Below are 19,305 nucleotides of genomic sequence, written 5' to 3' on the forward strand. Positions count from 1 at the left end.
GCATATCCGACGAGGCGGCGCGCGCACAGGCGGAGGGGGTCGGCATGACCGAAAGCGTCATCGGCGAGGAGCGGGTCACCGCAGAAAGCCCGCCAATCGCCGTGGAGCGCTTCGCCGAGGTCACCGACGCGATCCTCGGGGCGATCACATCCGTGATCGACGGCAAGCCGGAAGCGGCTCGCAGCGCACTCATCTGCCTGCTCGCCGAGGGGCACCTTCTTATTGAGGATGTCCCCGGAGTCGGAAAGACGATGCTTGCCCGGGCGCTGGCAGCATCCATCGACGCCGCGGTGCGACGCATCCAGTTCACGCCCGACTTGCTCCCGGGCGACGTCACCGGTGTTTCGGCCTTCAACCCCATCGAGCGTGAGTTCGAGTTCAAACCGGGTGCCGTGTTCGCCAACATCGTCATCGCCGACGAGATCAACCGCTCCTCCCCCAAGACCCAATCCGCACTGCTGGAGGCGATGGAGGAACGGCAGGTCACCGTCGACGGGCACACACACCTCGTGCCGCACCCGTTCCTGGTCGTCGCCACCCAGAACCCTCTCGAAATGGAGGGGACGTACGCGCTTCCCGAGGCGCAGCGCGACAGGTTCACGATGCGGATCTCGATGGGCTACCCGGATGCACGCGCCGAGACCCTCATGCTGCGCCAGCGTGAGACAGTCAACCCGCTCGAATCCGTCCGACCCGTCGTCACAACCCACGAGGTGGCTGAGCTGATCGTTGCGGCGCGGCATATTCATGTGGCGCCCGCGATCGAGGAGTACACCGTTTCCCTCGCTCAGGCGACCCGCGCTCACCCCGACCTGAAGCTCGGAGCGAGCCCGCGCGCGACGCTGCAACTCGTTCGAGCTGCCAAGGTGGCTGCGGCGCTGGAGGGACGATCTTTTGTCATCCCCGACGACATCACCGGCCTCCTGCATCCGGTGTTCGCCCACCGCCTGATCGCCACACGCGCAGCCGGCGGAGCCAACCACGGCGAAGCCGCGGTGGCGGGTGCCCTCGATCAGATCGCGGCAAGCGCCCGCGTCCCGCTCGCCTCGCGGCGGTGACATGCGCTGGTGGCCATTTACGCCTCGGGGCACCGGTGCCCTGATCCTCGCCATCGCTTCGTTCGTGATCGCGGGAGAGACCGGCGTCGTCGAACTCATGTTCTTCGGTGTCCTCATGGTCGTGGTGTGTGCGGGGAGTCTCGCATCGCTCTGGTTTCGGGCGGCTCCCACCGCCACGCCTCGGCGGATCGTTCCCGACGTCTCGACGGTCGGCAAACCCACGACCGTCACGGTGACGCTCCGGCCGCCTTCGCGCATGATGGGCAGGTCCGGACGGTGGCACGAGCTCGCCGACCCGGTCTTCATCGGCGAGCTTGAGGGCGACCTCAACTGGGGCGGGGCCGACAAGGCAGCCTCGGTGACATATAGCGTGACGCCCAGCACGCGTGGCACCTACGCTCTCGGTCCGCTGCGGGTCATCACCGAAGACCCCTTCGGGCTCGCCCGACGCGCGGTGCGCGTGATCGAAGCCGAATCGGTCCGGGTCGCTCCCGCGCAGGTCGAGGTAACGGCACTGCGGGCGATGACGGCGACAGCGGGTGGGGCGCTCCACGCCACCCACACGCAGCGCGGCCATGGCGTGGACAATCTGCTGGCCCGCCCCTACCAGCCAGGGGATTCGATGCGCCGCATCCACTGGCGTGCGTCAGCTCACCACGACGGACTCATGGTGCGCCAGGAAGAGAATGAGGCTGCACCGGATGCCGTCGTCGTGATCGACCGGGACGATGCGCGCTGGGGCGCCGGGGCCGCCGCAGCGCCCGGGCAGGATCCCGCTTTCGAGGCGGCAGTTGCCACTACCGTGTCGGCTGTCGCGCAACTGTCCCACGACGGCTACACCGTGAGCGTGCTCGAGAGCGACGGAACACCCCTCCACGAGCCCATCGAACCGGGCGAGAAAGCACTCCTCGACGCGTTCGCCGCAGATTGCGCAACCATCGTCGCCGGCACTGGGCACAACATCCATGACTTACCGCGCGCCTTCGCCCGCGTCGGCAGCGGCCCGATCGTCATCATTACCGGCACCCTCTCGGAGGCCGATGTCGCCGCCCTCGCTCCGATCGGCGCACACACGACCCTGCCGATTCTGCTGGCCACCGACGCCAGCGCTGACGCCTTCGACCGAGCGGCGGAGTTGGGGTGGCGGGTTCAGGCCATTCGCGTGGGCCCCGAGATGCCCGGCTGGTGGGACGACGCGCGAGACCAGGGTCAGAGGCGATGAGCTGGTCGACACGATGGAGAGCTGCTCGCAGGGCCCGCTGGCGGGGGATGCGAACCGGACGTTCTGACGCACTACTGACGATCGGGGTGATGGTCGGGATCGTTGCCGCCCTTCTTCCGGTGACGCGAGTCATCGCGCCCGGCGCCTGGATTTGGGGCACCCTCGCGCTGTCGGCGGCGATCATGGTCACAGGATTCTTGCTTCGCCGTACCCGGATGTCGGCGATCGGCATCAGCGCGGTCGAGCTTGCCCTCACGATCGGCGTTGTCACCGTCGTGTTCCTGCGAGAGACCGCGCTGTGGGGAATCATCCCGGTCTTTGCGAGCGTGGATCAGGCAGCAGGCCTCGTGGTCACGGCATCCGAGGAGATCTTCTACAGCGCGGCCCCCATGGTTCCGACCCCGGCCTTGAGCTTCTTGGTGGTCGGGGCAGCGGGCCTGTTCACGATTGCTGTGGATCACATTGCCTTGACAGCACGGATGCCGCTGCTGGCCGGTGTCGCACTGTTCACGGTGTCGCTGATCCCTGCTCTGGCGGTGCCCAGCGCCGTCAACCTCTGGTCGTTCGCGCTGCTCGCGGCGGCTGTGTTGCTGTTGCTTCGCGCCGAGACCCGCGGCCGGGAGCCTCGGGGAGGACGCGCCAGCGGTGCCTCCGCTGTCGCGGCAGGTATCGGAGCTCTCGCTCTGGTCGCGACCCTCATCATCACACCCTCGCTCCCCCAGCCCGGTCCCCGGGTCGCATCCGGAAGCGGTGCCGCGGGAATCGACGCATCCCTCTCGCTCGGGCAGGATCTGCGTCGCCCTGAGCAGATCGAGGTCCTGCGGATGCGCTCGACCGCGCCTCTGCCTCCGTACCTGCGCGTGGCAACGCTCAGCGAGTTCACCGGCGCCGTCTGGCAACCCGATCGCACATGGTCACTTCCGCTGGACAGCTCCCGCGCCTTCGGGGAGGTCGAGGCGTCCCCCGGGATCGAGATTGCGGAATACCTCACGACTGTCGAGATCACCGACCTCTCCGCATCCTGGCTTCCGGTGCCTTTCCCCGCTGTGGGAGTCGAAGGCCTGTCGGGTTCGTGGAACGTGATGCCACTGAACCGGACTGTCGTGGGCGACAACGGCGCAACGCAGGGACAGTCGTATGTCGTCGAGACCCGCGTCCCCGAGCCGACCCTCGAGCAGATCCGAGCAGCGGATGCCAATCCTGGCCAGGTTCGGGAGACGGCATCCGCTCTGCCTGACAATCTTCCCGAGATCATCGCCCAGACAGCGCGAGAGATCACGGCTGGCACCACGAACGACTATGACGCCCTGATCGCGATGCAGTCGTGGTTCCGCGGGGCTGACTTCCGGTACTCGCTCGACGCCCCGGTTGAGCAGGGGTTCGATGGGTCAGGCGCTGATGCGGTGGCATCGTTCCTCGACGTGAAGTCGGGGTATTGCGTGCACTACGCGTCGGCGTTCGCACTGATGGCCCGAACTCTCGACATGCCCTCCCGGATCGTCGTGGGCTACCTGCCCGGCGTCAACACGAGCACCGTCGTCGACGGGCAGAACGTGCGATCGGTGCTCAGCGGACAGCTTCACTCGTGGCCCGAGGTCTACTTCGATGGGATCGGCTGGGTCGCGTTCGAACCCACCAACAGCCTCGGAACGGCGACGCGGTTCGGCTCGGCCACGGATGCCGCGCAGGATGATGCGGCTGGCCCCACGCCGACGGTGTCATCTGCGCCGTCGGCGACGCCGCAACCCACGCGGTCGGCCCTCTCCGAGAACCTCGACACCCCGAATGCCACGGTTCCCCTTCCCCTGCAGCGCAACCTGGCGGCGTTTGGCTGGGGAGCCTTCGCGATGGGGCTGCTTGCTCTTCTGGCGGCGCCGGGAGTTGTGGCTGAGCTGCGCCGACGGCGGCGGCTTGCTTCGGCCGCGCGCGGTGATGCGGTTGCCGCGTGGGCAATCGTTCGGGATACGGCGGTAGATCTCGGCATCCGCGTGGCAGGTAGCGACACCCCGCGGATGCTCGGGGACCGGCTCGTGCGAGAGCATGGCGTTGATGCGGATGCCATGTCCATACTCGTGTCGGCTATCGAACGCGAGTCGTATGCACTGGCAGGTGCCCGCACGGCGTCGGGGGCCCGGATTGGCGGTGAGGGAACCGAGCGCGGGACGCTTGTGCGTGCGGCACGAGACGTTCGGGGGCAGGTGATGCTGGCGGCGTCTCCTGCTCGACGCTCCATCGCTCTCGTCGCGCCGCGCTCGCTCGTGTTCGGCCTGTTCACCCGCGGCTAGACGAAAAAGCCCTGAGCCGCGACCCGTTCGTAAACGGTGACGCGGCTCAGGACAATGGCGGTGACGGTGGGATTTGAACCCACGGTGCGCTTGCACGCACACACGACTTCCAATCGTGCTCCTTAGGCCGCTCAGACACGTCACCAGAACAGCCTGTCCATCGTACCCGATGCCTCTTCGCCGCCCCGACCAGCGCGAGGGATCAGGCAGTGCCCGGCGGTCTAAACCGCCGTGAGCTAGGACGTCCTTCTTCAGTCGCGCCGAAATGCGGGTGTCGCCGCCCGTGACCCGCACGAAGGCGCGACCGAAGAACACCTCGTGCCCGGAGATACTGAGCACCGTCACTCGGTCGCGCCTTCGCGCGACTTCCGGGTCTCGTGACCAACGTCAGGGCGCGACTGAACGGAGGGCCGACCCGGAGATACCGAGATACCGCTATGGCCGATCGCGGCTCGGCGCCAGAGCCATCCGACGCTCTGCCGTCAGGCAGAGGGCGGGGCAGACTACGCGACTGCGTCCTTGAGCAGCAGGGCCCGACGAGCGGTCCCGGCGCTCCGGGGCACAGTCAGTCCGTCGACTCCCGCGGTGGGTTGTGCATGAACTCGATGCGGATACCGTTGGCGTCCTCGACGAAGGATGCGTAGTAGCGGGGCGTGAAGCGCGGGTACGGCTTCGGGTCACGCACGATCGTCCACCCAGCGCGGACCGCGATCTCGTGGAGTCGGTCAACCTCGGCGCGCGAGCCGACCGAGAACGCGAGGTGCTGCCAGCCGACCCGACCGTGGCGGTGCGGGCCCGTCCCCGGCTCGCGCGCTGGATAGAAGATGAGTTCGGACTCTCCTGGACAGGTCCAGAACACGATGCTGCCGGCATCCGTTCGGGTGTACCCGAGCGCGAGGAGCACAGGTTCGAACTGGCTCGCGGCGGCGGGCACGTCGTCAACAGTCAGGGCGAGGTGGTCGACGAGAGGCACCGTCACGCCTCCCGGAGGATCTTCGGCATTGCTTTGCCCTTGGCAAGTTCGTCGATCAGCTTGTCGAGGTAGCGGATGTTCTGCATCAGCGGATCCTCGATCTCTTCCACACGAACGCCGCAGACGACGCCGGTGATCGCCGAGACGCGCGGATTGAGGTCGGCATCCGCGAAGAACTCCTCGAAGCTGGTCTCACGTTCGAGATGCTGCGCGAGAGCCTCGTCGTCGAAACCCGTCAGCCAGGCGATGATCTCGTCGACCTCGCCTTTCGACCGGCCCTTGCGCTCTGCCTTGGCAACGTAGAGCGGGTAGACCGACGCGAAGCTCGTCGTGAGGATCCGGTGCGCCATGATCCGAGGGTACGCGCCGGGGTCTACCTGCGTCCCGAGGCAAACACCACGGGAACACCCAGCCACTCCCCGAGATCGCGGATCTCGGCATCCACCATCTCGCGTTCCTCGTCATCGAACGGGATCAGTTCGTGAACCGCGGAGACGACGAGGTTTTCTTTCTTCTTGTCGAGTTCGGCATCCATCAGCGCAGAGAAACGGTCACCGATGAGGATCGGATGCACGAAGTAGCCGTACACACGCTGGGCTTTGGGCTTGAACTGCTCGAGGATGAACTCGAAGTCGAACAGTTCAGCCAGGCGGGACCTGTCGAAGAGCATCCGGTCGTACGGGTTGAGGATCGCGACCCGGCCACCCGGGTCATCTCCCAGCGCGGCGATCGCCTCGGGGTCGACTCGCCATTTCCACGCGCTCCCCTCGACCTCGGCCGGCTCCCCCGCCATACCGACCTCGCTCCAGGGCGACTTCTGTCGCGCGATACCCGCGGCATGAAGGCGCCGCTGCTGCAACCGCTCTTCGGCTTCCTCTGCGGTGATGGACCCGTCATCGGGACCGTACAGCCGCTCGGCAAGGTCCCACACGCGCTGCCGGTTCTCACGTCGAACCACGGCCACCTCGCCGATGACCGACAGCAGTTCGAGCATCCGTGGCACCTGGTTCGATCCGTACCAGCCGCTCTCGTTGCTGCGCTGCACCACGCTCGTGTCAGGGATCTCGGATGCCAGCAGCGGCCCCTCCGCGCGGAGCCGAGCGAGCACGTCCTTGCGAAAGGCGGCGTTCGCCTCGAGGTATTCGCGAGACGCGGCACGCAGCTGCCGGGCGCGCATCAACGCGACCATGTCGGGCATCAGGCTGGACGCGAAGAACCGACCATCGAACTCGAACAGCAGGCGATCGTCTTCGACGGCCTTCTTGAGCTGCCCGGGCTCGTACCCCCATCCGATCCGACTCCAGAACGCGGTCTGCTCCGCGGGCGCGATGGTCACTGTCGGATCGATCTTGATGCTGCCGAGCTGCTCGGCGACCTCGACGACATCGCCGGGACGATCGGCATCCAGTAACTGGGCGCGCACAGCGATTCGGCGCGCTTCGTCCCGCGTGAGGCGATGCATGCCGCGAGCGTACCGCTCCGCGCCGACACCCATGCAGCCAGCTCAGTGGGCGCCGAGAACCATGTACTTCTCGGGCGCGCGGACACCCTCGAATCCGAACTGTGCATACAGTCCGTGCGCGTCAGCAGTGGCGAGCATGATACGCCGGACGCCGAGCGGTTCGACGTCGGCGACGATTCCCGCCATGAGCGCCTTCCCGATGCCCTGACCTCGAGCGTCCGGTGAGACGAAGACGTCGCACAGCCAGGCGAAGGTCGCGTCGTCCGTCACGATCCGCGCGTAACCCAACTGCGCGCCGGTTTCGGAGTCATAGATCCCGTAATTGCGAGAGTTCTCGATCGCGGCATCCTGCTGCTCGCGACTGCGTCCGCGTGCCCAATACGACAGCTCGCTCAGCCAACGGTGAACCGTGGCCCGATCGACACGACGCGGGTCGGCGGAGAACTCGTATGCAGCCATGGGGATATTCTCCCCGAGCCGGTCCGTCGCTTATGCCGCGACGCGGAAACCGGTCATCGCGTCGGCTGCGTGATCGAGGCGAGCCGCCAGACCGCCCACATGGCGCCCGCGCCGGCCACCGCAAACACTCCGAAGCTCCACAGCGGTGCCCCGACTGCCTCGCCGAGCACCGAGATGCCGAGGATGACGGCGATGAACGGATCGACGATCGTGAGGCCCGCCACGACGGTCTGCGGAGTATTAACCGTGTGGGCCGTCTGGACGAAATAGATCGAGAGCGCCCCGGCCACCGCGATCCCGACCAGGCACGCGATCGTCAGGAGGTTGGTGTCGTCGATACGGAAGTCCTGCGATGCCAACGCCGTCTGGACGCGCAGGATGACGGTCTTGCCGAGCGTCGCGACGAAACCTGCGAACAGCCCCCGAGCACGACGTAGGCGACAGGGGGGATGCCCCGCCGGCGCAGCAGTGCAAGAACAGCGAAGGTGACGGCGAGAACGACGAGCAGGATGATCAGGATCAGGATGAGCTCGCGATCGGTGATCGTCGTCTGCACGCTGACGGCGGCCGCGACGCCAACGAACGCCGCGAGGCTGGCGACAGCGACGAGGATCGCGACGATCTCGGCGCTGCTGGGCCTGCGCCGGGTGACGAGCGCGGTGAGCGCCGATGCGAAGACCAAAGCAATGACACCGACGGGCTGCACCACGATCAGGGGTGCGAACGCCAGAGCGGTGAGCTGTGCAAGGATCGCCAGCCCGAACAGCACGGAGCCGAGAAGCCAGACCGGAGTTCTGGCAAGCGCCCAGAACCCCGCGGCCCCCAGTCCCGAAGTACTCTCGCCCTTCGCTCGCTCCACTCCGACTGATTGGAGGTGGTTTCCGACAGTGAGCAGCGCCGCTGACAACACGGCAAGCGCGATACCGATGATCGGAAACGAACTCAGCTCCATGTGGGTCCCCCGCTGTCTCGCCGTGTCACCTGGCGCTCAGGCTATCCGACAGCGCAGGATCTAGGGACGCCGATCAGCCGGATGCCGCGGGCTGCGCGAGAACGCCTCGTTCGGTGAGCACCCCATCGTGGATCTCCAGCACCCGGTCCGCGCGGGCCACGATCGATGGGTCATGCGTTGACAGCAGCACCGCGACGCCGTCGTCGTGCGCGACCGAGGCGATGAGGTCGATCATTGCCTCGGCGGTGTGTGAGTCGAGCTGGCCGGTCGGTTCATCGGCCAGCAGCACCCGCGGCGACGCCGCCAGAGCCCGAGCGATCGCGACACGCTGACGCTGACCGCCAGACAGTTCCGACGGACGCTGCCCGGCGTGGCCAGCCAGGCCGACCCGCTCCAGGAGCGCCGCGACCTGCTCGTCGCGCGCGCCCGGTTCGGTCCGGGCGATCCGCAGTGGGATCTCGACATTCTCGGCGGCGGTGAGCGCGTCCAGAAGTCCGAACGACTGGAAGATGAAGGCGACGTCCTCACGCCTGACCCTGTCGAGGTCACGCTCCGAGGCATCCGTGATGACGACCTCTCCGACGCGGGCCGATCCGCTCGACGCCGTCTCGATACCGCCAAGGACGTGCAGGAGGGTCGTCTTTCCCGCCCCCGAGGGGCCGATGAGCACGACGAGTTCGCCCGGGTACAGCTCCAGCGAGGCCCCGACGAGGGCGTGCACCTCTCCGGCGGGCGTCACGTGGGTCACCGACAGGTCGGATGCCGTGACCACGGGCTCCACGGAACGCTCACTCATCCGTAGCCTCGCCTCGTGTCTCTCCGGCTCCGCCCCGGCTTGCAGAGCCCTCGTGACCGGGCCGCACCGCGACATGATCGGCCTGAAGCTGTAGTCGCACCCGATCACGCAGGCCCAGGCTCGTCAGGTAGTCCGCCGGCAGCTGCATCCGCCCGACTCGGTCGAGCACGACGAACTCCTCGGCCATGGCGTGCTCGCGTCCGTCGTCATCGGTGTGAGTCCAGCGCAACACTTCGGTTGCCGTACGACCGTCCCGGATCTGGACAGTCCGCTGGACGTGCTCAGAGACCGCCGGGTCGTGGGTGACGATCAGAGCGGTGGTTCCCAGCTCGGCGTTGACCTGCTCGAAGGTGCGAAGAACCTCCGCCGATGCTTCCTCGTCGAGGTCGCCGGTCGGCTCATCGGCCAGCAGCACCCGAGGCTCATTGACCAGTGCGACCGCGATCGCGACGCGCTGCTGCTGCCCGCCCGAGAGCTCTGCCGGGTGCCGGCCTGCCAGGTGGGCAGCCCCGACGAGATCCAGCATCCGCAGCGCACGCTCCTTCGCACGAGGCTTGCGCCCGATGGCTGCGGCCAGCTCGACGTTCTCGAGCGCGGAGAGGTAGGGCAGCAGGTTCCGCGCTGTCTGTTGCCAGACGAAGCCCACCACATCGCGCCGGTAGGCCACGCGATCGCGGTTGGTCAGCGACGGCAGGTCACGGCCAGCGACCACAGCCTTCCCCGCCGTGGGGGTATCCAATCCCGACAAAATCGCCAGCAGCGTCGATTTGCCTGAACCCGAGGCTCCGACGAGTGCGACAAGTTCCCCGCGACCGACGAACAGGTCAAGGCCCTGGAGGGCCTGCACCTCGATATCGGCGACGGTGAAGATCCGCACGAGTCCTTCGCAGTGGATGTCGGCTTCAGCCGAGGGTGCTGGTGTCATCTCAGTCCTCCCCCATTCGCAGCACTGTCGCCGTCGAGGTCGCGCGAGCACTCAGCACGCCGCCGATCACGGCGAGGGCGAGAGCTGCCAGCACGATCGCGACGAGCGTAGCGCTCAGGACGGGATCGATGAAGAGCGAGGGCTGGCCGCCCCCACCGGTGAACGGGCGCAGATCGATGGAGAACACGATCAGAAGGGGCAGCAGGATGCCGAGAGCCCCGCCAGCCACCAAGGCGGTGACTCCGAGCGGAACGAACTCCCACGCCACGACGCCGCGTGTCTCGCGGCGCCCCATGCCCATCGTGCGCAGCAGCGCAATGACGCGGGAGCGCGCATCGCGGGTCACGCCGGCCACGACGAGGACGGCAACCGCCGACAGCGCGATCGCGATACCGACCGCGCTGAGCAAGGCGACCCGCAGGGCCGTGACCGCCGGAGAACTGCGGATCTCGTCGGTTGAGGCATCCAGCAGACTTACCGAGAAGGTGCCGCCGACGATCTGACCGACGCGATCGATGACGGCAGCGGCGTCGTAGCCCGGCGCGACCTCGATCAGCACCGTGCGCGGGAAAAAGCCCTTGCCGGTGAGTGCGGTGTAGTCATCGGCCCCCATCACGACGAACTCCGACGAAGCCGTGAGACCCAGAATCTGCTCGATCGGTTCGGCTGCCTCCGCAGGCGCCCCCGAAATGGCGTCGATCGCTCCACCGAGGTCGGCAGCGAGCGCCGTCGAGGGGACGACCTGCACGGGGATCTCCCCGTCGGCGAGTCCCCGGGGAAGGCTCCCACCATTCCGTCCTGCACAGCCGCGAGCGCCGTCGGATCGGTGGCGATGACCTCGGCGGTTACGCGGCCCCCGGGGCCCGTGACCGGCAGATAGTCGCCGCGCAGCAGGCCCGCGACGGCCGCGACACCCTCGACCCCCCGGATCGTGTCGAGCTGATCGGCATCAACGTACGGGCCGGAGATCTGGATGTCTGCGCCGACCATGCGCTCAGCCGCGACGACGGCGCCACGGTCGACGGTGGCAAGCACAACCGAGGAGAACACCGCGATCGCGACGGCCACGAGCATCGCGAGCACTGCCGCCGTCCCGGCAACCGGTTCCCGGACGGCGCGCGCGGCGCCCACGAGGCCCGTCGCTCCCCAGCGACGCCGTTGCAGACGCAAGGCCAGAGCGAGGGGGATCGGATGCAGCCGCACGACGATCAGCGCGAGCGCTACGGTCACCAGCAGCGGCGCGGCCACCGCGAGCGGATCGAGAGCTCCAGCGCCCGCGCCGCGGACCAGCAGCACGGTCACGGCTCCCGCGGCGAGCACGACCACGAGAGCCTCCGTCGCCAGCATCGGCAGCGTGCGGCGCCTTCGATCGAGGTCTTCCCGACCGACAGCGAGGAGATGTCGGGGCAGTGCGAGAGCAAGTGCCGCGGCCGGAACCGCACCCGCGAGAACAGCGAGCGCGACAGGGACCCAGCCTGCGTCCGAGGGAACGAGGAAGACCCCGAGCGCGGCCGCAAGGACACTGGCGGGGATGCCGAGCAGCGCCCCCTCGAGAGCGAGCAGGCGCCGCAACTGGGACGAGGCGGCACCTCGCGCGGCCAGCAGCGCCAGCTGCAGCCGACGTCTACGCACCATGAGCGCCGCCGCGAGGACCTCGAGCGAGAAGGCCACGACGACAGGGCCTACCGCCGCCACCGCAAGGATCGCACGCGTCGCTTCGGTACGCCCGACGGCGGTGCCGAGCGCGGCGACCAGACCGGAATCGAGCGCCACGCGAACATCGCCACCCGGGCCCAGCGGCAGCGGTGACGTGACGATTGCGCGAATCGCGGGAAGCAGCTGCGCGACATCGACGTCGGCGGCACCGGCAGCATCGACCGGGTACCACACGACCACCGTCCCTGGCGGGTCGAGCACCTCCCAGGTCCCGGGATCAATCCAGGCAGCGGAGGTCGCCACCGGACGCCGGTTCCCGTCGTCGAAGACGGTTGCCGTAAGCGCTGTTGGCAGATGAAGCCAGCGCGGATCATCCGGATCTGCTGCTCGCACCGTCGCCGTCAATACCAGCTCGAGCGGTGCCGTCGCGGTGAGAATCGTGCGCCGCTCTCCGATCGGCCAGTCCATCGTGGCGGCCGCGTCCTCCGACAGGGTGATCTCGATCGGCCCGGAACCCGACCACGCACTCGGCCACGCCCCTTCGGCAATCTGCAGGTGCGCGAGGGCATCCGGCTCTGCCATGAGGTGAACGTCAGTAAAGGGCGAGGTCGGCCCCAGAGCCTCCGGCGATGCCCGTAGCGGATCGGTGTAGACCGCGACCTCGCCATCACCGACCAGGCTCTGAACGATCGACGGCCACTGATCGCGCGCGCTCGACAGTGACGATTCCAGGCCCGGGATGCCGCCATCGGGCACGACCGCCGATACCGTCCCGGTCAGGTCTCGTGTTGTCGGGGCGAGCTGCCCCACCTGGTGAGCTACCTCGTCCCGAGTGACCTGGACGAGCATGCGGGGCGCAACGGAGATGAGCAGAGCAGTCAGCGCAGCAAGAACGACGATGACCGTCGCGGCACCGCGCGGCATGCCGAAGCGACGCCGCAGCAGGCGGAGAACCGAGAGGCGATTCGGTGGCATCCGTTACTCGTCCTCTCGGATCAGCCGCGCGAGCGCTCGCGGAAGACGGACCCACCAGGCAATGGCGAGTCCACCGACCAGCAGCACCGCCAGCAGCACGAGCAAGGCGGGAACATCGACCTGGATGCCGACGGGGTAGGCAGCGGGAAGATCACCGGATGCCCACCGGACAGCCGGAGGCACCGTCGCCGCTGCCGTCACCGCTCCCCCGATGATTCCGGCCACGAAACCGACGACGAGCGCCGTCGTATTTTGCGTTGCCACCACCGTGGTCGCACCTCGCCTGCCGGCTCCCACAATGGACAGCAGCGCCGCCTCGCGGGCCTCGACTCCGCTGACTCTGCCGCGCAGGACCAGCAGAGTCAGGGCGATGAGGACGGACCCGATCGCCGACACCTGAAGGATTGATCCCTGGGCGACACGGTCTGCTGCAACAGCCGGATCGGGGGCGAGCACGACCACCTGCGGGTACTCCCGTTCGATCAGCGCGGCGGAGGCACCGGGGTCGTCGGCGGCGATCCAGAGCTGATTGGGCTCGACCCGCTCCCCCGACACGACGGCCAGGCGCGCGAGATCTACGAGAAAACCTCGCGAGCCGGGTGTCCCTGGGATAACGGGAACCACGCCGGCGACCACCAGGTCCGCAGTCAGTGAGGGCGAGGAGGCATCCAGGGCAAGGGAGTCACCCTCGATCAGCCCCAGATCATCGGCGACGTCTTGCGACACGAGAGCGGGGATCTGGCCGGCACTCGAAAGTCGGCTCAAGCGCTCGGACCACTCGCCCGGGTCGACGACACCGGGGATCGCCGTCATCACCTCGCGGATCTTCTGTGATTCCAGCGCCAGGATCGGGACGCGGTCGCGCTCCGAGCGCGTCGAGGGCATGCTTGCAACCAGTTGACGGCCTTCCATTGCGGCGTCCGCCCCGGCTGCGGCGGAAATTGCCGAGGGTGTGACGTCCGCGGGGATGGTCACGACGCGAAGGTCTGCGCCCACCCGCAGCGCTTCCGGTCCTTCGCCGACACCGACAGCGCTGGACGTGTACGAGGCTGCCACGACGCTTATTCCGACCGCAATGGCGACGGCGATCATCGATGAGGCGGAGCGCCCGGGCCTGCGAGAGAGCCGCCGCAGCGCCGTGACGAGGATGAGGCCCCGACTCCGGGACGCCGCGCTGCTGAGCATCCGGAGCCCGGCAAGTGCGAGAACGGTCGATGCAGTGGCAACCACGAGCAGGAGCAGCGCCGGGGCCAGGAACGAGATCGGATCCACACCGAAGGTCAGAAGGCGCCAGGTCGCCACCCCGGTGACGATGGCGACGACAATGATCGCAGCGACAGCGACCGCGACGCCCCGCGCCGGCGGGCTCTCGCGACCGGCGAGCAGCCCCGCGGCACCCGCAGTGCCGACGACGAACACCGCAACACCCGTAGCCGTCAGCACGACCTGCGCAGCGGCTGCCGTCAGCATCCACAAGAGCACACCGGCTCCGAGAGCACCGGCGAGGCCCGCCACCGTTGCGATGAGGGCGGCCTCGAACACCGCCATCGTCACGAGCCGGCGCGGCCGCATGCCGCGGGCCAGAAGCAATCGCGTCTCGCCGGCGCGTGACCGGGTCACTTCCGCTGCCGACAGCACCGCGGCCAGGGCGACCGGCAGCGCGAGCATTCCAACCGCGACCGCGGCGACACCGGCTGACCCGTCGCTCGCCAACCCTTCTTCTGCCGAGTGCGCCACCCGAGCTGCATCCACCGACGCTGCTGCGCTGACCAGCGCGCCCGAGAGCCCCGCGAAGACTGCCAGGGCCACAAGTGACGCACGCGCGGCGCCAGCGCGGCGGAGGGCGAAACGGATGCCTCCGCTCACTCGCACCCGCTCCGCATCCTGGCACTCTAGCCGAGGGCCCTGCCCAGCGGATGGCCGCGGGGTTGAACGCGACAGGCGGCGCCGTCGTCTCCGACGAGAACGTGCAGCGCATCGCAGCGGGCTCGCTCGGCATCATTCTTCTCGACGGCGAGGGCGTGCTCGCGGCCGCGGGAATCCCCGAAGCCGATGTCCCGACGATTGTGGCTCGCGCCGCTCACGAGCCGACCGACATCGACGGCCGGTACCTCGCCGAAACGATCGACACGACGGGCTTCTCGCTGTCGTTCAGCGACAACGAGAGCGAAGTCCCGGTGACCTCCGCCGTGCTCGTGGTGCGCACAACCGATCGCGAGGCCACTGGCGTTCTCCTGATCTCGGCGCTGTCGGTGACGGCGGTGGTGACGACCATCATCCTCATCATTGCGGCGGCGATCGTCGTCGGTCGTGGTCTTCGCCCACTCACGGCGATGGCTGAGCACGCCGAGCGGATCGCAGAGGGCGACCGCACCCTCCGTCTTCCGGTCGAGAGCAGCGGCGACCCGGCAATCGCGCGCATGGCGAGCACCGTGAACCTCGCCTTCGATGTGCAAGAGGATGCCGAAAACCGCATGCGCTCGTTCGTCGCAGATGCCTCGCACGAGTTGCGTACGCCGCTGACCACAGCGAGCGGCTGGGTCGAGCTCTACCTGCGTGGTGGTCTGACCGACCCCGATGCCCTCGCAGAAGCGATGGCGCGCGTGGAGCGACAGCTGGGGCGAATGAGGCTGCTGACGGACGAGCTGTCCCTGCTCGCGCGGACCGACTCCGGCCGGCCCCTCCAGAACACGCCGGTCGATCTCGCCGCCGTCGCCGCAGAGGTGGTCTCGGACGCTCGCGTGCTGCATCCTGAACGCCGCCTCATCGTCGACACGGATGGTCCCGCGCCCGTCCTCGGCGACGAACCTCGGTTGACCCAGGTCGCGCGCAACCTCGTCGGTAATGCGTTGCAGCACACTCCGCCGGATGCCGACGTCACGGTCAGCACACGGATGAACGCCGACCGCGTCATCCTGCGCGTACACGACACCGGACCAGGCATCCCGGCCGAACAACTACCGCATGTGTTCGAGCGGTTCTGGCGGGGCGACACCTCCCGCCATTCTGCGGGCTCGGGCCTCGGACTCGCGATCGCTCATGCCCTGGTCAGCGCACACGGCGGCATCCTGCGCGTCACCAGCGCGCCGGGCCAGGGAACGACCTTCGAAGCGAATCTTCCCGCGCTGGACGGTCAGCCTGCCGAGCCGTCGCGGTGATCGCGCTTGCGCTTCTCGATCTCAGCCCGAAGTCGCCACTCCTCGATCTCGAGGTCCAGATCGGCTAGCTGCTGCTCGGTGCTGCGCGTGTCGCGGGGCCGCACGGGGGCGCTCGCCGGCGGAGCCCCTTTGTCGGTGTACTCGCGCCAGGGCGCCGGCGCACGCTGATAGTCCCGTCCCAGTGCGAACCAGAAGACACTGCCCAGCAGCGGCACGAGAACGATCAGAATCACCCACGCGACCTTGGGGAGGTAGCGCACGCGATTCTCGGAGATGACGATCGCGTCGATGAGCGCACCGATGCTCAGTGCGATGACGAGGACCGAGAACAGCACTGGCATGCCGACAGCCTAAGCACAGGCCGCGCAGCCGTAAAGGTCAGCCAGCCTGATCGGACTTGCGAGCACCTGCCTCGAGCACATCCCCGGTGGGAAGCTCGTGGTGGCCACCGAACTGCAGGCGCATCGCCGAGAGAAGCTGGTTGGCGTAGTGATCCTCATCACGGGATGCGAACCGCTCGAACAGCGCTGCAGAGAGCACGGGAGCGGGAACCCCCGTGTCGACGGCGGCCTTGACGGTCCAGCGGCCCTCGCCCGAGTCGGAGACCCGGCCGGCGAGTCCGTCGAGCGTGGGGTTCTCTTCGAGGGCAGCTGCGGTGAGGTCGAGCAGCCACGACGAGATGACCGATCCGCGACGCCACAGCTCCGCGACCTTGGGGGTGTCGATCGTGAACTGATAGAACTCAGGCTCTTCCAGCGGGGCGATCTCGGCCGAATGTTCGGCTTCGCGGACTCCCGCGTCGGCGTTCTTGAGGATGTTCATCCCCTCGGCGAGCGCGGCCATGATCCCGTACTCGATGCCGTTGTGGACCATCTTGACGAAGTGGCCGGCCCCCGACGGGCCGCAGTGCAGGTAGCCGAGCTCTTCGGGCGCGTAGTCGCCGGTACGCCCCGGCGTGCGCTCGATGTCGCCCTTGCCGGGCGCGATGGTCTTGAGGATCGGCTCGATCCGGTCGAATGCCTCGTTCGGACCGCCGACCATGAGGCAATAACCGCGCTCAAGGCCGAACACGCCGCCGCTGGTGCCGGCATCCACGTAATGGATGCCCTTGGGCTTGAGCTTCGCGGCCCGGCGCACATCGTCGCGGTAGTTGGAGTTGCCGCCGTCGATGATGATGTCCCCGGGCTCCAGCACCTCGGCCACCTGGTCGACGACATCGCCGGTGAGGCCCGCGGGGATCATGAGCCAGATCGCACGAGGTGCCTCGAGCTTGCTCGCCATGTCGGCGAACGACTCCGCACCCGTCGCGCCCTCGCCGGCGAGCGCGGTCACGGCATCCGCATTCACGTCGTAGACGACGCATTCGTGCCCGTCGTTCATGAGGCGGCGCACGATGTTCGCGCCCATTCGTCCGAGTCCGACCATTCCCAGTTGCATTCGTGATCCTCTGTTCCGCGGTATCGCTGACACGGCCAATCGATGCGGGCCTGCCTGCAGTCTAGAGAGCCATAGGATGACCGCGTGAGTGGAGATTCGCCAGCGACCCGTCCGCGCCGCGACTGGCTCGACATCATGGCGGTGTTCGTGTTGTCGATCACGGCAGTCCTCACGGCATGGTGTGGGTTCGAGGCCTCCAAGTGGGGCGGCGAGATGTCGATCGCGTTCAGCCAGGCATCCAGCGCACGAGTACAGGTTGAAGCCGGTCCCTTCGCGGTGCCCGAGTACATCCCTCCCGGCACCGTCGAGGCGCAGGAACTTAACGAACGCGCGGATGCGAAGTTCCAGGAGGCGCTCACCAACAATCAGCGCGGCGACAATTACTCGCTCCTCACCGTGCTCTTCGCACTGGTGCTCTTCCTCACCGCGATGTCCCAACGCGACCTCGCACCGTGGGCCCGCAAGTTCCTCCTGATCGGCGCGACAGCGCTGGGAGCGGTCGGAGTCGTCATCCTGGCGACGTTCCCGATCCGGGTCTGACCGTCAGCGAATCGCGTATTCGGCTTCGGTCTGTACCCGCACCGAGACGCCGACGAACTCGGGCAGCCCGTCCAAGGCCGTGGCGAGGTCTGCCGTGTCGGGGATACTCCCGTCCTCGGTGACGACATCGATCGTCGCATTGACGCCGACCCAATTGACGCCGGCCACGGATGCGGAGGCATCGGACCCCACCCAGTCCTGGGCCGCATCTCGGATCGTGAGCCCCCACGAGGCGAGGGCGAAGGACACGACGGTGTTGAAGGCGAGCGGGATGACGACGATGACGGCAGCGATTCCCACGATGACGTAGGCACGGCGGCGCCGCGCGGTCGGGAGCGAGCTTGGCTCGCGGGCGTACCCCGCGAGGGTGAAAACGATGCTGCCCGCGATGATGAGCGCCACGACATTGGAGAGGAAGAGCCACAGGGCGCCGATTGCGGCGTCCCACTCACCCACACCCGCGCATACACCCACGACACCGAGCGGGGGAACAAGCGAGATCGCGATCGCGACACCGGGCAGCACGGTGCTCAGGTCGCGTCGAGACATCGCGAAGGCACCGGCGGTTCCGGTCGCCAACGCGGCCGCGAGGTCCAGCAGCCCGGGCGAGGTACGACCGGTGATCTGCGAGTTGCTTGCGAGGGCTGTCGGATCGGCGACGAAGACGGCGAACATCGCGCCGATGGCGACCACCAGGACCACACCCAGCAGCACCCAGAGCAGGGAACTGACCACCAGCCGCAACTGCCCGACCACGATCCCGAGTGCGATACCGAGGATCGGGGTGGCAAGCGGCGCGATGATCATGGCTCCGATGACCGTCGCCGTCGAGTCGCCGAGCACACCGGCCGCGGCGATGATCGCCGAGAGCACGAGCATGATGAGGAAGGCGGAACGCTTGCGGCCGACATCCCCCGCACCGAGGTTCAGCGCATCGTGAAGCTCGTCGGACGACAGTCGCTGCGACGGCGGAATGAGCGCTTCGGTAAGCCGTGACACGGTACCTCTAGCGGAAGAAGCTGTTGGCGCGAGAGGTGAACAGCAGCAGGAGGCCGATCAGTGGCAGCACTGCAGACCCCACCGCCGACCAGAGCTGAGCCGGCTCGGTGATCATGAGGTAGACCGAACCGGCGATATTCAGCACGAAGACGGCGGCGGTCAGGATGCGGGCGCCATTGCTGCCGCCAAACAGCCCCAGACTCACCAGAATTGTGACGAAGCCGATGAGCATCGCGACGATGCCGAAAGTGATTTCGCCGCCGATCAGCAGCAGCACTCCCGCGATGATCTGCAGCGCACCCGTGAGCCAGGCGATGATCGCCACCAGGGTGACTCCGAAAGGTCGCCTGCCCGCCATGTTCCCCTCCAAGCGGGGCGCCCGCCCGGCGCGGCATCCGTCCCGTGGGC

20 protein-coding genes and 1 tRNA gene are annotated in these 19,305 nt (G+C 67.8%); 5 read left to right on the forward strand and 16 right to left on the reverse strand.

The features are described 5' to 3' along the window. Positions 1-44: 44 nt before the first annotated feature. The 3 genes from MICSW_RS11705 (at position 45) to MICSW_RS11715 (ending at position 4,565) form a co-directional block, all read left to right on the forward strand. On the forward strand, positions 45-1,058 hold the full coding sequence (locus MICSW_RS11705; RefSeq protein WP_464495979.1) for an AAA family ATPase: 1,014 nt from the start codon (positions 45-47) through the stop codon (positions 1,056-1,058). Between the two features lies 1 nt (position 1,059). Beyond that, a complete protein-coding gene (locus tag MICSW_RS11710; RefSeq protein ID WP_292725874.1) occupies positions 1,060-2,280 on the forward strand; it encodes a DUF58 domain-containing protein in 1,221 nt (406 codons plus the stop codon). An 89-nt stretch (positions 2,281-2,369) separates the two neighbouring features. After that, positions 2,370-4,565 carry a transglutaminase TgpA family protein gene (locus MICSW_RS11715; protein WP_464495980.1) on the forward strand — a complete coding sequence of 732 codons (2,196 nt, stop codon included), beginning with the start codon at positions 2,370-2,372 and terminating at the stop codon, positions 4,563-4,565. A 55-nt stretch (positions 4,566-4,620) separates the two neighbouring features. Here MICSW_RS11715 and MICSW_RS11720 read toward each other — a convergent pair. The 12 genes from MICSW_RS11720 to MICSW_RS11775 form a co-directional block, all read right to left on the reverse strand. Further along, positions 4,621-4,710: transfer RNA gene (locus MICSW_RS11720), tRNA-Ser, on the reverse strand. Positions 4,711-5,130: 420 nt separating this feature from the next. Further along, positions 5,131-5,544, reverse strand: coding sequence for a VOC family protein (locus MICSW_RS11725; RefSeq protein ID WP_464495981.1), 414 nt, complete (start codon positions 5,542-5,544; stop codon positions 5,131-5,133). Beyond that, positions 5,541-5,888 carry a DUF2200 domain-containing protein gene (locus MICSW_RS11730; RefSeq protein ID WP_464495982.1) on the reverse strand — a complete coding sequence of 116 codons (348 nt, stop codon included), beginning with the start codon at positions 5,886-5,888 and terminating at the stop codon, positions 5,541-5,543. The genes MICSW_RS11725 and MICSW_RS11730 overlap by 4 nt, the downstream gene beginning before the upstream one ends. 23 nt (positions 5,889-5,911) lie before the next feature. Beyond that, the gene (locus MICSW_RS11735; RefSeq protein WP_464495983.1) at positions 5,912-7,000 is read right to left on the reverse strand and encodes a DNA glycosylase AlkZ-like family protein; all 1,089 of its coding nucleotides are present in this window, start codon (positions 6,998-7,000) and stop codon (positions 5,912-5,914) included. Positions 7,001-7,042: 42 nt separating this feature from the next. Continuing rightward, on the reverse strand, positions 7,043-7,459 hold the full coding sequence (locus MICSW_RS11740; protein WP_464495984.1) for a GNAT family N-acetyltransferase: 417 nt from the start codon (positions 7,457-7,459) through the stop codon (positions 7,043-7,045). A gap of 53 nt (positions 7,460-7,512) precedes the next feature. Continuing rightward, complete coding sequence (locus MICSW_RS11745; RefSeq protein WP_464495985.1) at positions 7,513-7,818, reverse strand: hypothetical protein; 306 nt, start codon at positions 7,816-7,818, stop codon at positions 7,513-7,515. Beyond that, positions 7,776-8,411, reverse strand: coding sequence for a DMT family transporter (locus MICSW_RS11750; protein ID WP_464495986.1), 636 nt, complete (start codon positions 8,409-8,411; stop codon positions 7,776-7,778). The genes MICSW_RS11745 and MICSW_RS11750 overlap by 43 nt, the downstream gene beginning before the upstream one ends. Positions 8,412-8,484: 73 nt before the next feature. Further along, positions 8,485-9,207, reverse strand: coding sequence for an ABC transporter ATP-binding protein (locus tag MICSW_RS11755; protein ID WP_464495987.1), 723 nt, complete (start codon positions 9,205-9,207; stop codon positions 8,485-8,487). Then, positions 9,200-10,132: an ABC transporter ATP-binding protein gene (locus tag MICSW_RS11760; protein ID WP_228177978.1), complete on the reverse strand. Its 933-nt coding sequence runs from the start codon at positions 10,130-10,132 to the stop codon at positions 9,200-9,202. The genes MICSW_RS11755 and MICSW_RS11760 overlap by 8 nt, the downstream gene beginning before the upstream one ends. 1 nt (position 10,133) lies before the next feature. Beyond that, positions 10,134-10,745: an FtsX-like permease family protein gene (locus MICSW_RS11765; protein ID WP_464498367.1), complete on the reverse strand. Its 612-nt coding sequence runs from the start codon at positions 10,743-10,745 to the stop codon at positions 10,134-10,136. Beyond that, positions 10,745-12,763, reverse strand: coding sequence for an FtsX-like permease family protein (locus MICSW_RS11770; RefSeq protein WP_464495988.1), 2,019 nt, complete (start codon positions 12,761-12,763; stop codon positions 10,745-10,747). The genes MICSW_RS11765 and MICSW_RS11770 overlap by 1 nt, the downstream gene beginning before the upstream one ends. Before the next feature lie 3 nt (positions 12,764-12,766). Further along, positions 12,767-14,629 (reverse strand): ABC transporter permease family protein, encoded by a 1,863-nt coding sequence (locus MICSW_RS11775; protein ID WP_464495989.1) that lies wholly within the window; start codon positions 14,627-14,629, stop codon positions 12,767-12,769. 50 nt (positions 14,630-14,679) lie between these two features. Between MICSW_RS11775 and MICSW_RS11780 the strand changes: the two genes are divergently transcribed. After that, positions 14,680-15,921: a sensor histidine kinase gene (locus MICSW_RS11780; protein WP_464495990.1), complete on the forward strand. Its 1,242-nt coding sequence runs from the start codon at positions 14,680-14,682 to the stop codon at positions 15,919-15,921. Here MICSW_RS11780 and MICSW_RS11785 read toward each other — a convergent pair. After that, positions 15,897-16,262: a PLD nuclease N-terminal domain-containing protein gene (locus MICSW_RS11785; protein WP_228177972.1), complete on the reverse strand. Its 366-nt coding sequence runs from the start codon at positions 16,260-16,262 to the stop codon at positions 15,897-15,899. The two genes, MICSW_RS11780 and MICSW_RS11785, sit on opposite strands and share 25 nt — an antisense overlap. A gap of 37 nt (positions 16,263-16,299) precedes the next feature. Continuing rightward, positions 16,300-17,358 (reverse strand): phosphogluconate dehydrogenase (NAD(+)-dependent, decarboxylating), encoded by a 1,059-nt coding sequence (gnd, locus tag MICSW_RS11790; RefSeq protein ID WP_228177971.1) that lies wholly within the window; start codon positions 17,356-17,358, stop codon positions 16,300-16,302. Between the two features lie 84 nt (positions 17,359-17,442). Between gnd and MICSW_RS11795 the strand changes: the two genes are divergently transcribed. After that, on the forward strand, positions 17,443-17,898 hold the full coding sequence (locus tag MICSW_RS11795; protein ID WP_464495991.1) for a hypothetical protein: 456 nt from the start codon (positions 17,443-17,445) through the stop codon (positions 17,896-17,898). A gap of 3 nt (positions 17,899-17,901) precedes the next feature. On the opposite strand, the gene MICSW_RS11800 is transcribed toward MICSW_RS11795, so the two are convergent. Further along, on the reverse strand, positions 17,902-18,897 hold the full coding sequence (locus MICSW_RS11800; RefSeq protein ID WP_464495992.1) for a TIGR00341 family protein: 996 nt from the start codon (positions 18,895-18,897) through the stop codon (positions 17,902-17,904). 7 nt (positions 18,898-18,904) lie between these two features. After that, the gene (locus MICSW_RS11805; protein WP_464495993.1) at positions 18,905-19,255 is read right to left on the reverse strand and encodes a hypothetical protein; all 351 of its coding nucleotides are present in this window, start codon (positions 19,253-19,255) and stop codon (positions 18,905-18,907) included. Positions 19,256-19,305: the final 50 nt, after the last annotated feature.

The organism is Microbacterium sp. SW12 (assembly GCF_055391095.1).

Coding starts and splice junctions, on each gene's coding strand:
- MICSW_RS11780 (WP_464495990.1), top strand. CDS start 14,680: ATGGCCGCGGGGTTGAACGCGACAGGCGGCGCCGTCGTCTCCGACGAG.
- MICSW_RS11735 (WP_464495983.1), bottom strand. CDS start 7,000: ATGCATCGCCTCACGCGGGACGAAGCGCGCCGAATCGCTGTGCGCGCC.
- MICSW_RS11740 (WP_464495984.1), bottom strand. CDS start 7,459: ATGGCTGCATACGAGTTCTCCGCCGACCCGCGTCGTGTCGATCGGGCC.
- MICSW_RS11770 (WP_464495988.1), bottom strand. CDS start 12,763: ATGCCACCGAATCGCCTCTCGGTTCTCCGCCTGCTGCGGCGTCGCTTC.
- gnd (WP_228177971.1), bottom strand. CDS start 17,358: ATGCAACTGGGAATGGTCGGACTCGGACGAATGGGCGCGAACATCGTG.
- MICSW_RS11705 (WP_464495979.1), top strand. CDS start 45: ATGACCGAAAGCGTCATCGGCGAGGAGCGGGTCACCGCAGAAAGCCCG.
- MICSW_RS11710 (WP_292725874.1), top strand. CDS start 1,060: ATGCGCTGGTGGCCATTTACGCCTCGGGGCACCGGTGCCCTGATCCTC.
- MICSW_RS11715 (WP_464495980.1), top strand. CDS start 2,370: ATGGTCGGGATCGTTGCCGCCCTTCTTCCGGTGACGCGAGTCATCGCG.
- MICSW_RS11765 (WP_464498367.1), bottom strand. CDS start 10,745: ATGGGGGCCGATGACTACACCGCACTCACCGGCAAGGGCTTTTTCCCG.
- MICSW_RS11760 (WP_228177978.1), bottom strand. CDS start 10,132: ATGACACCAGCACCCTCGGCTGAAGCCGACATCCACTGCGAAGGACTC.
- MICSW_RS11785 (WP_228177972.1), bottom strand. CDS start 16,262: ATGCCAGTGCTGTTCTCGGTCCTCGTCATCGCACTGAGCATCGGTGCG.
- MICSW_RS11755 (WP_464495987.1), bottom strand. CDS start 9,207: ATGAGTGAGCGTTCCGTGGAGCCCGTGGTCACGGCATCCGACCTGTCG.
- MICSW_RS11750 (WP_464495986.1), bottom strand. CDS start 8,411: ATGGAGCTGAGTTCGTTTCCGATCATCGGTATCGCGCTTGCCGTGTTG.
- MICSW_RS11805 (WP_464495993.1), bottom strand. CDS start 19,255: ATGGCGGGCAGGCGACCTTTCGGAGTCACCCTGGTGGCGATCATCGCC.
- MICSW_RS11730 (WP_464495982.1), bottom strand. CDS start 5,888: ATGGCGCACCGGATCCTCACGACGAGCTTCGCGTCGGTCTACCCGCTC.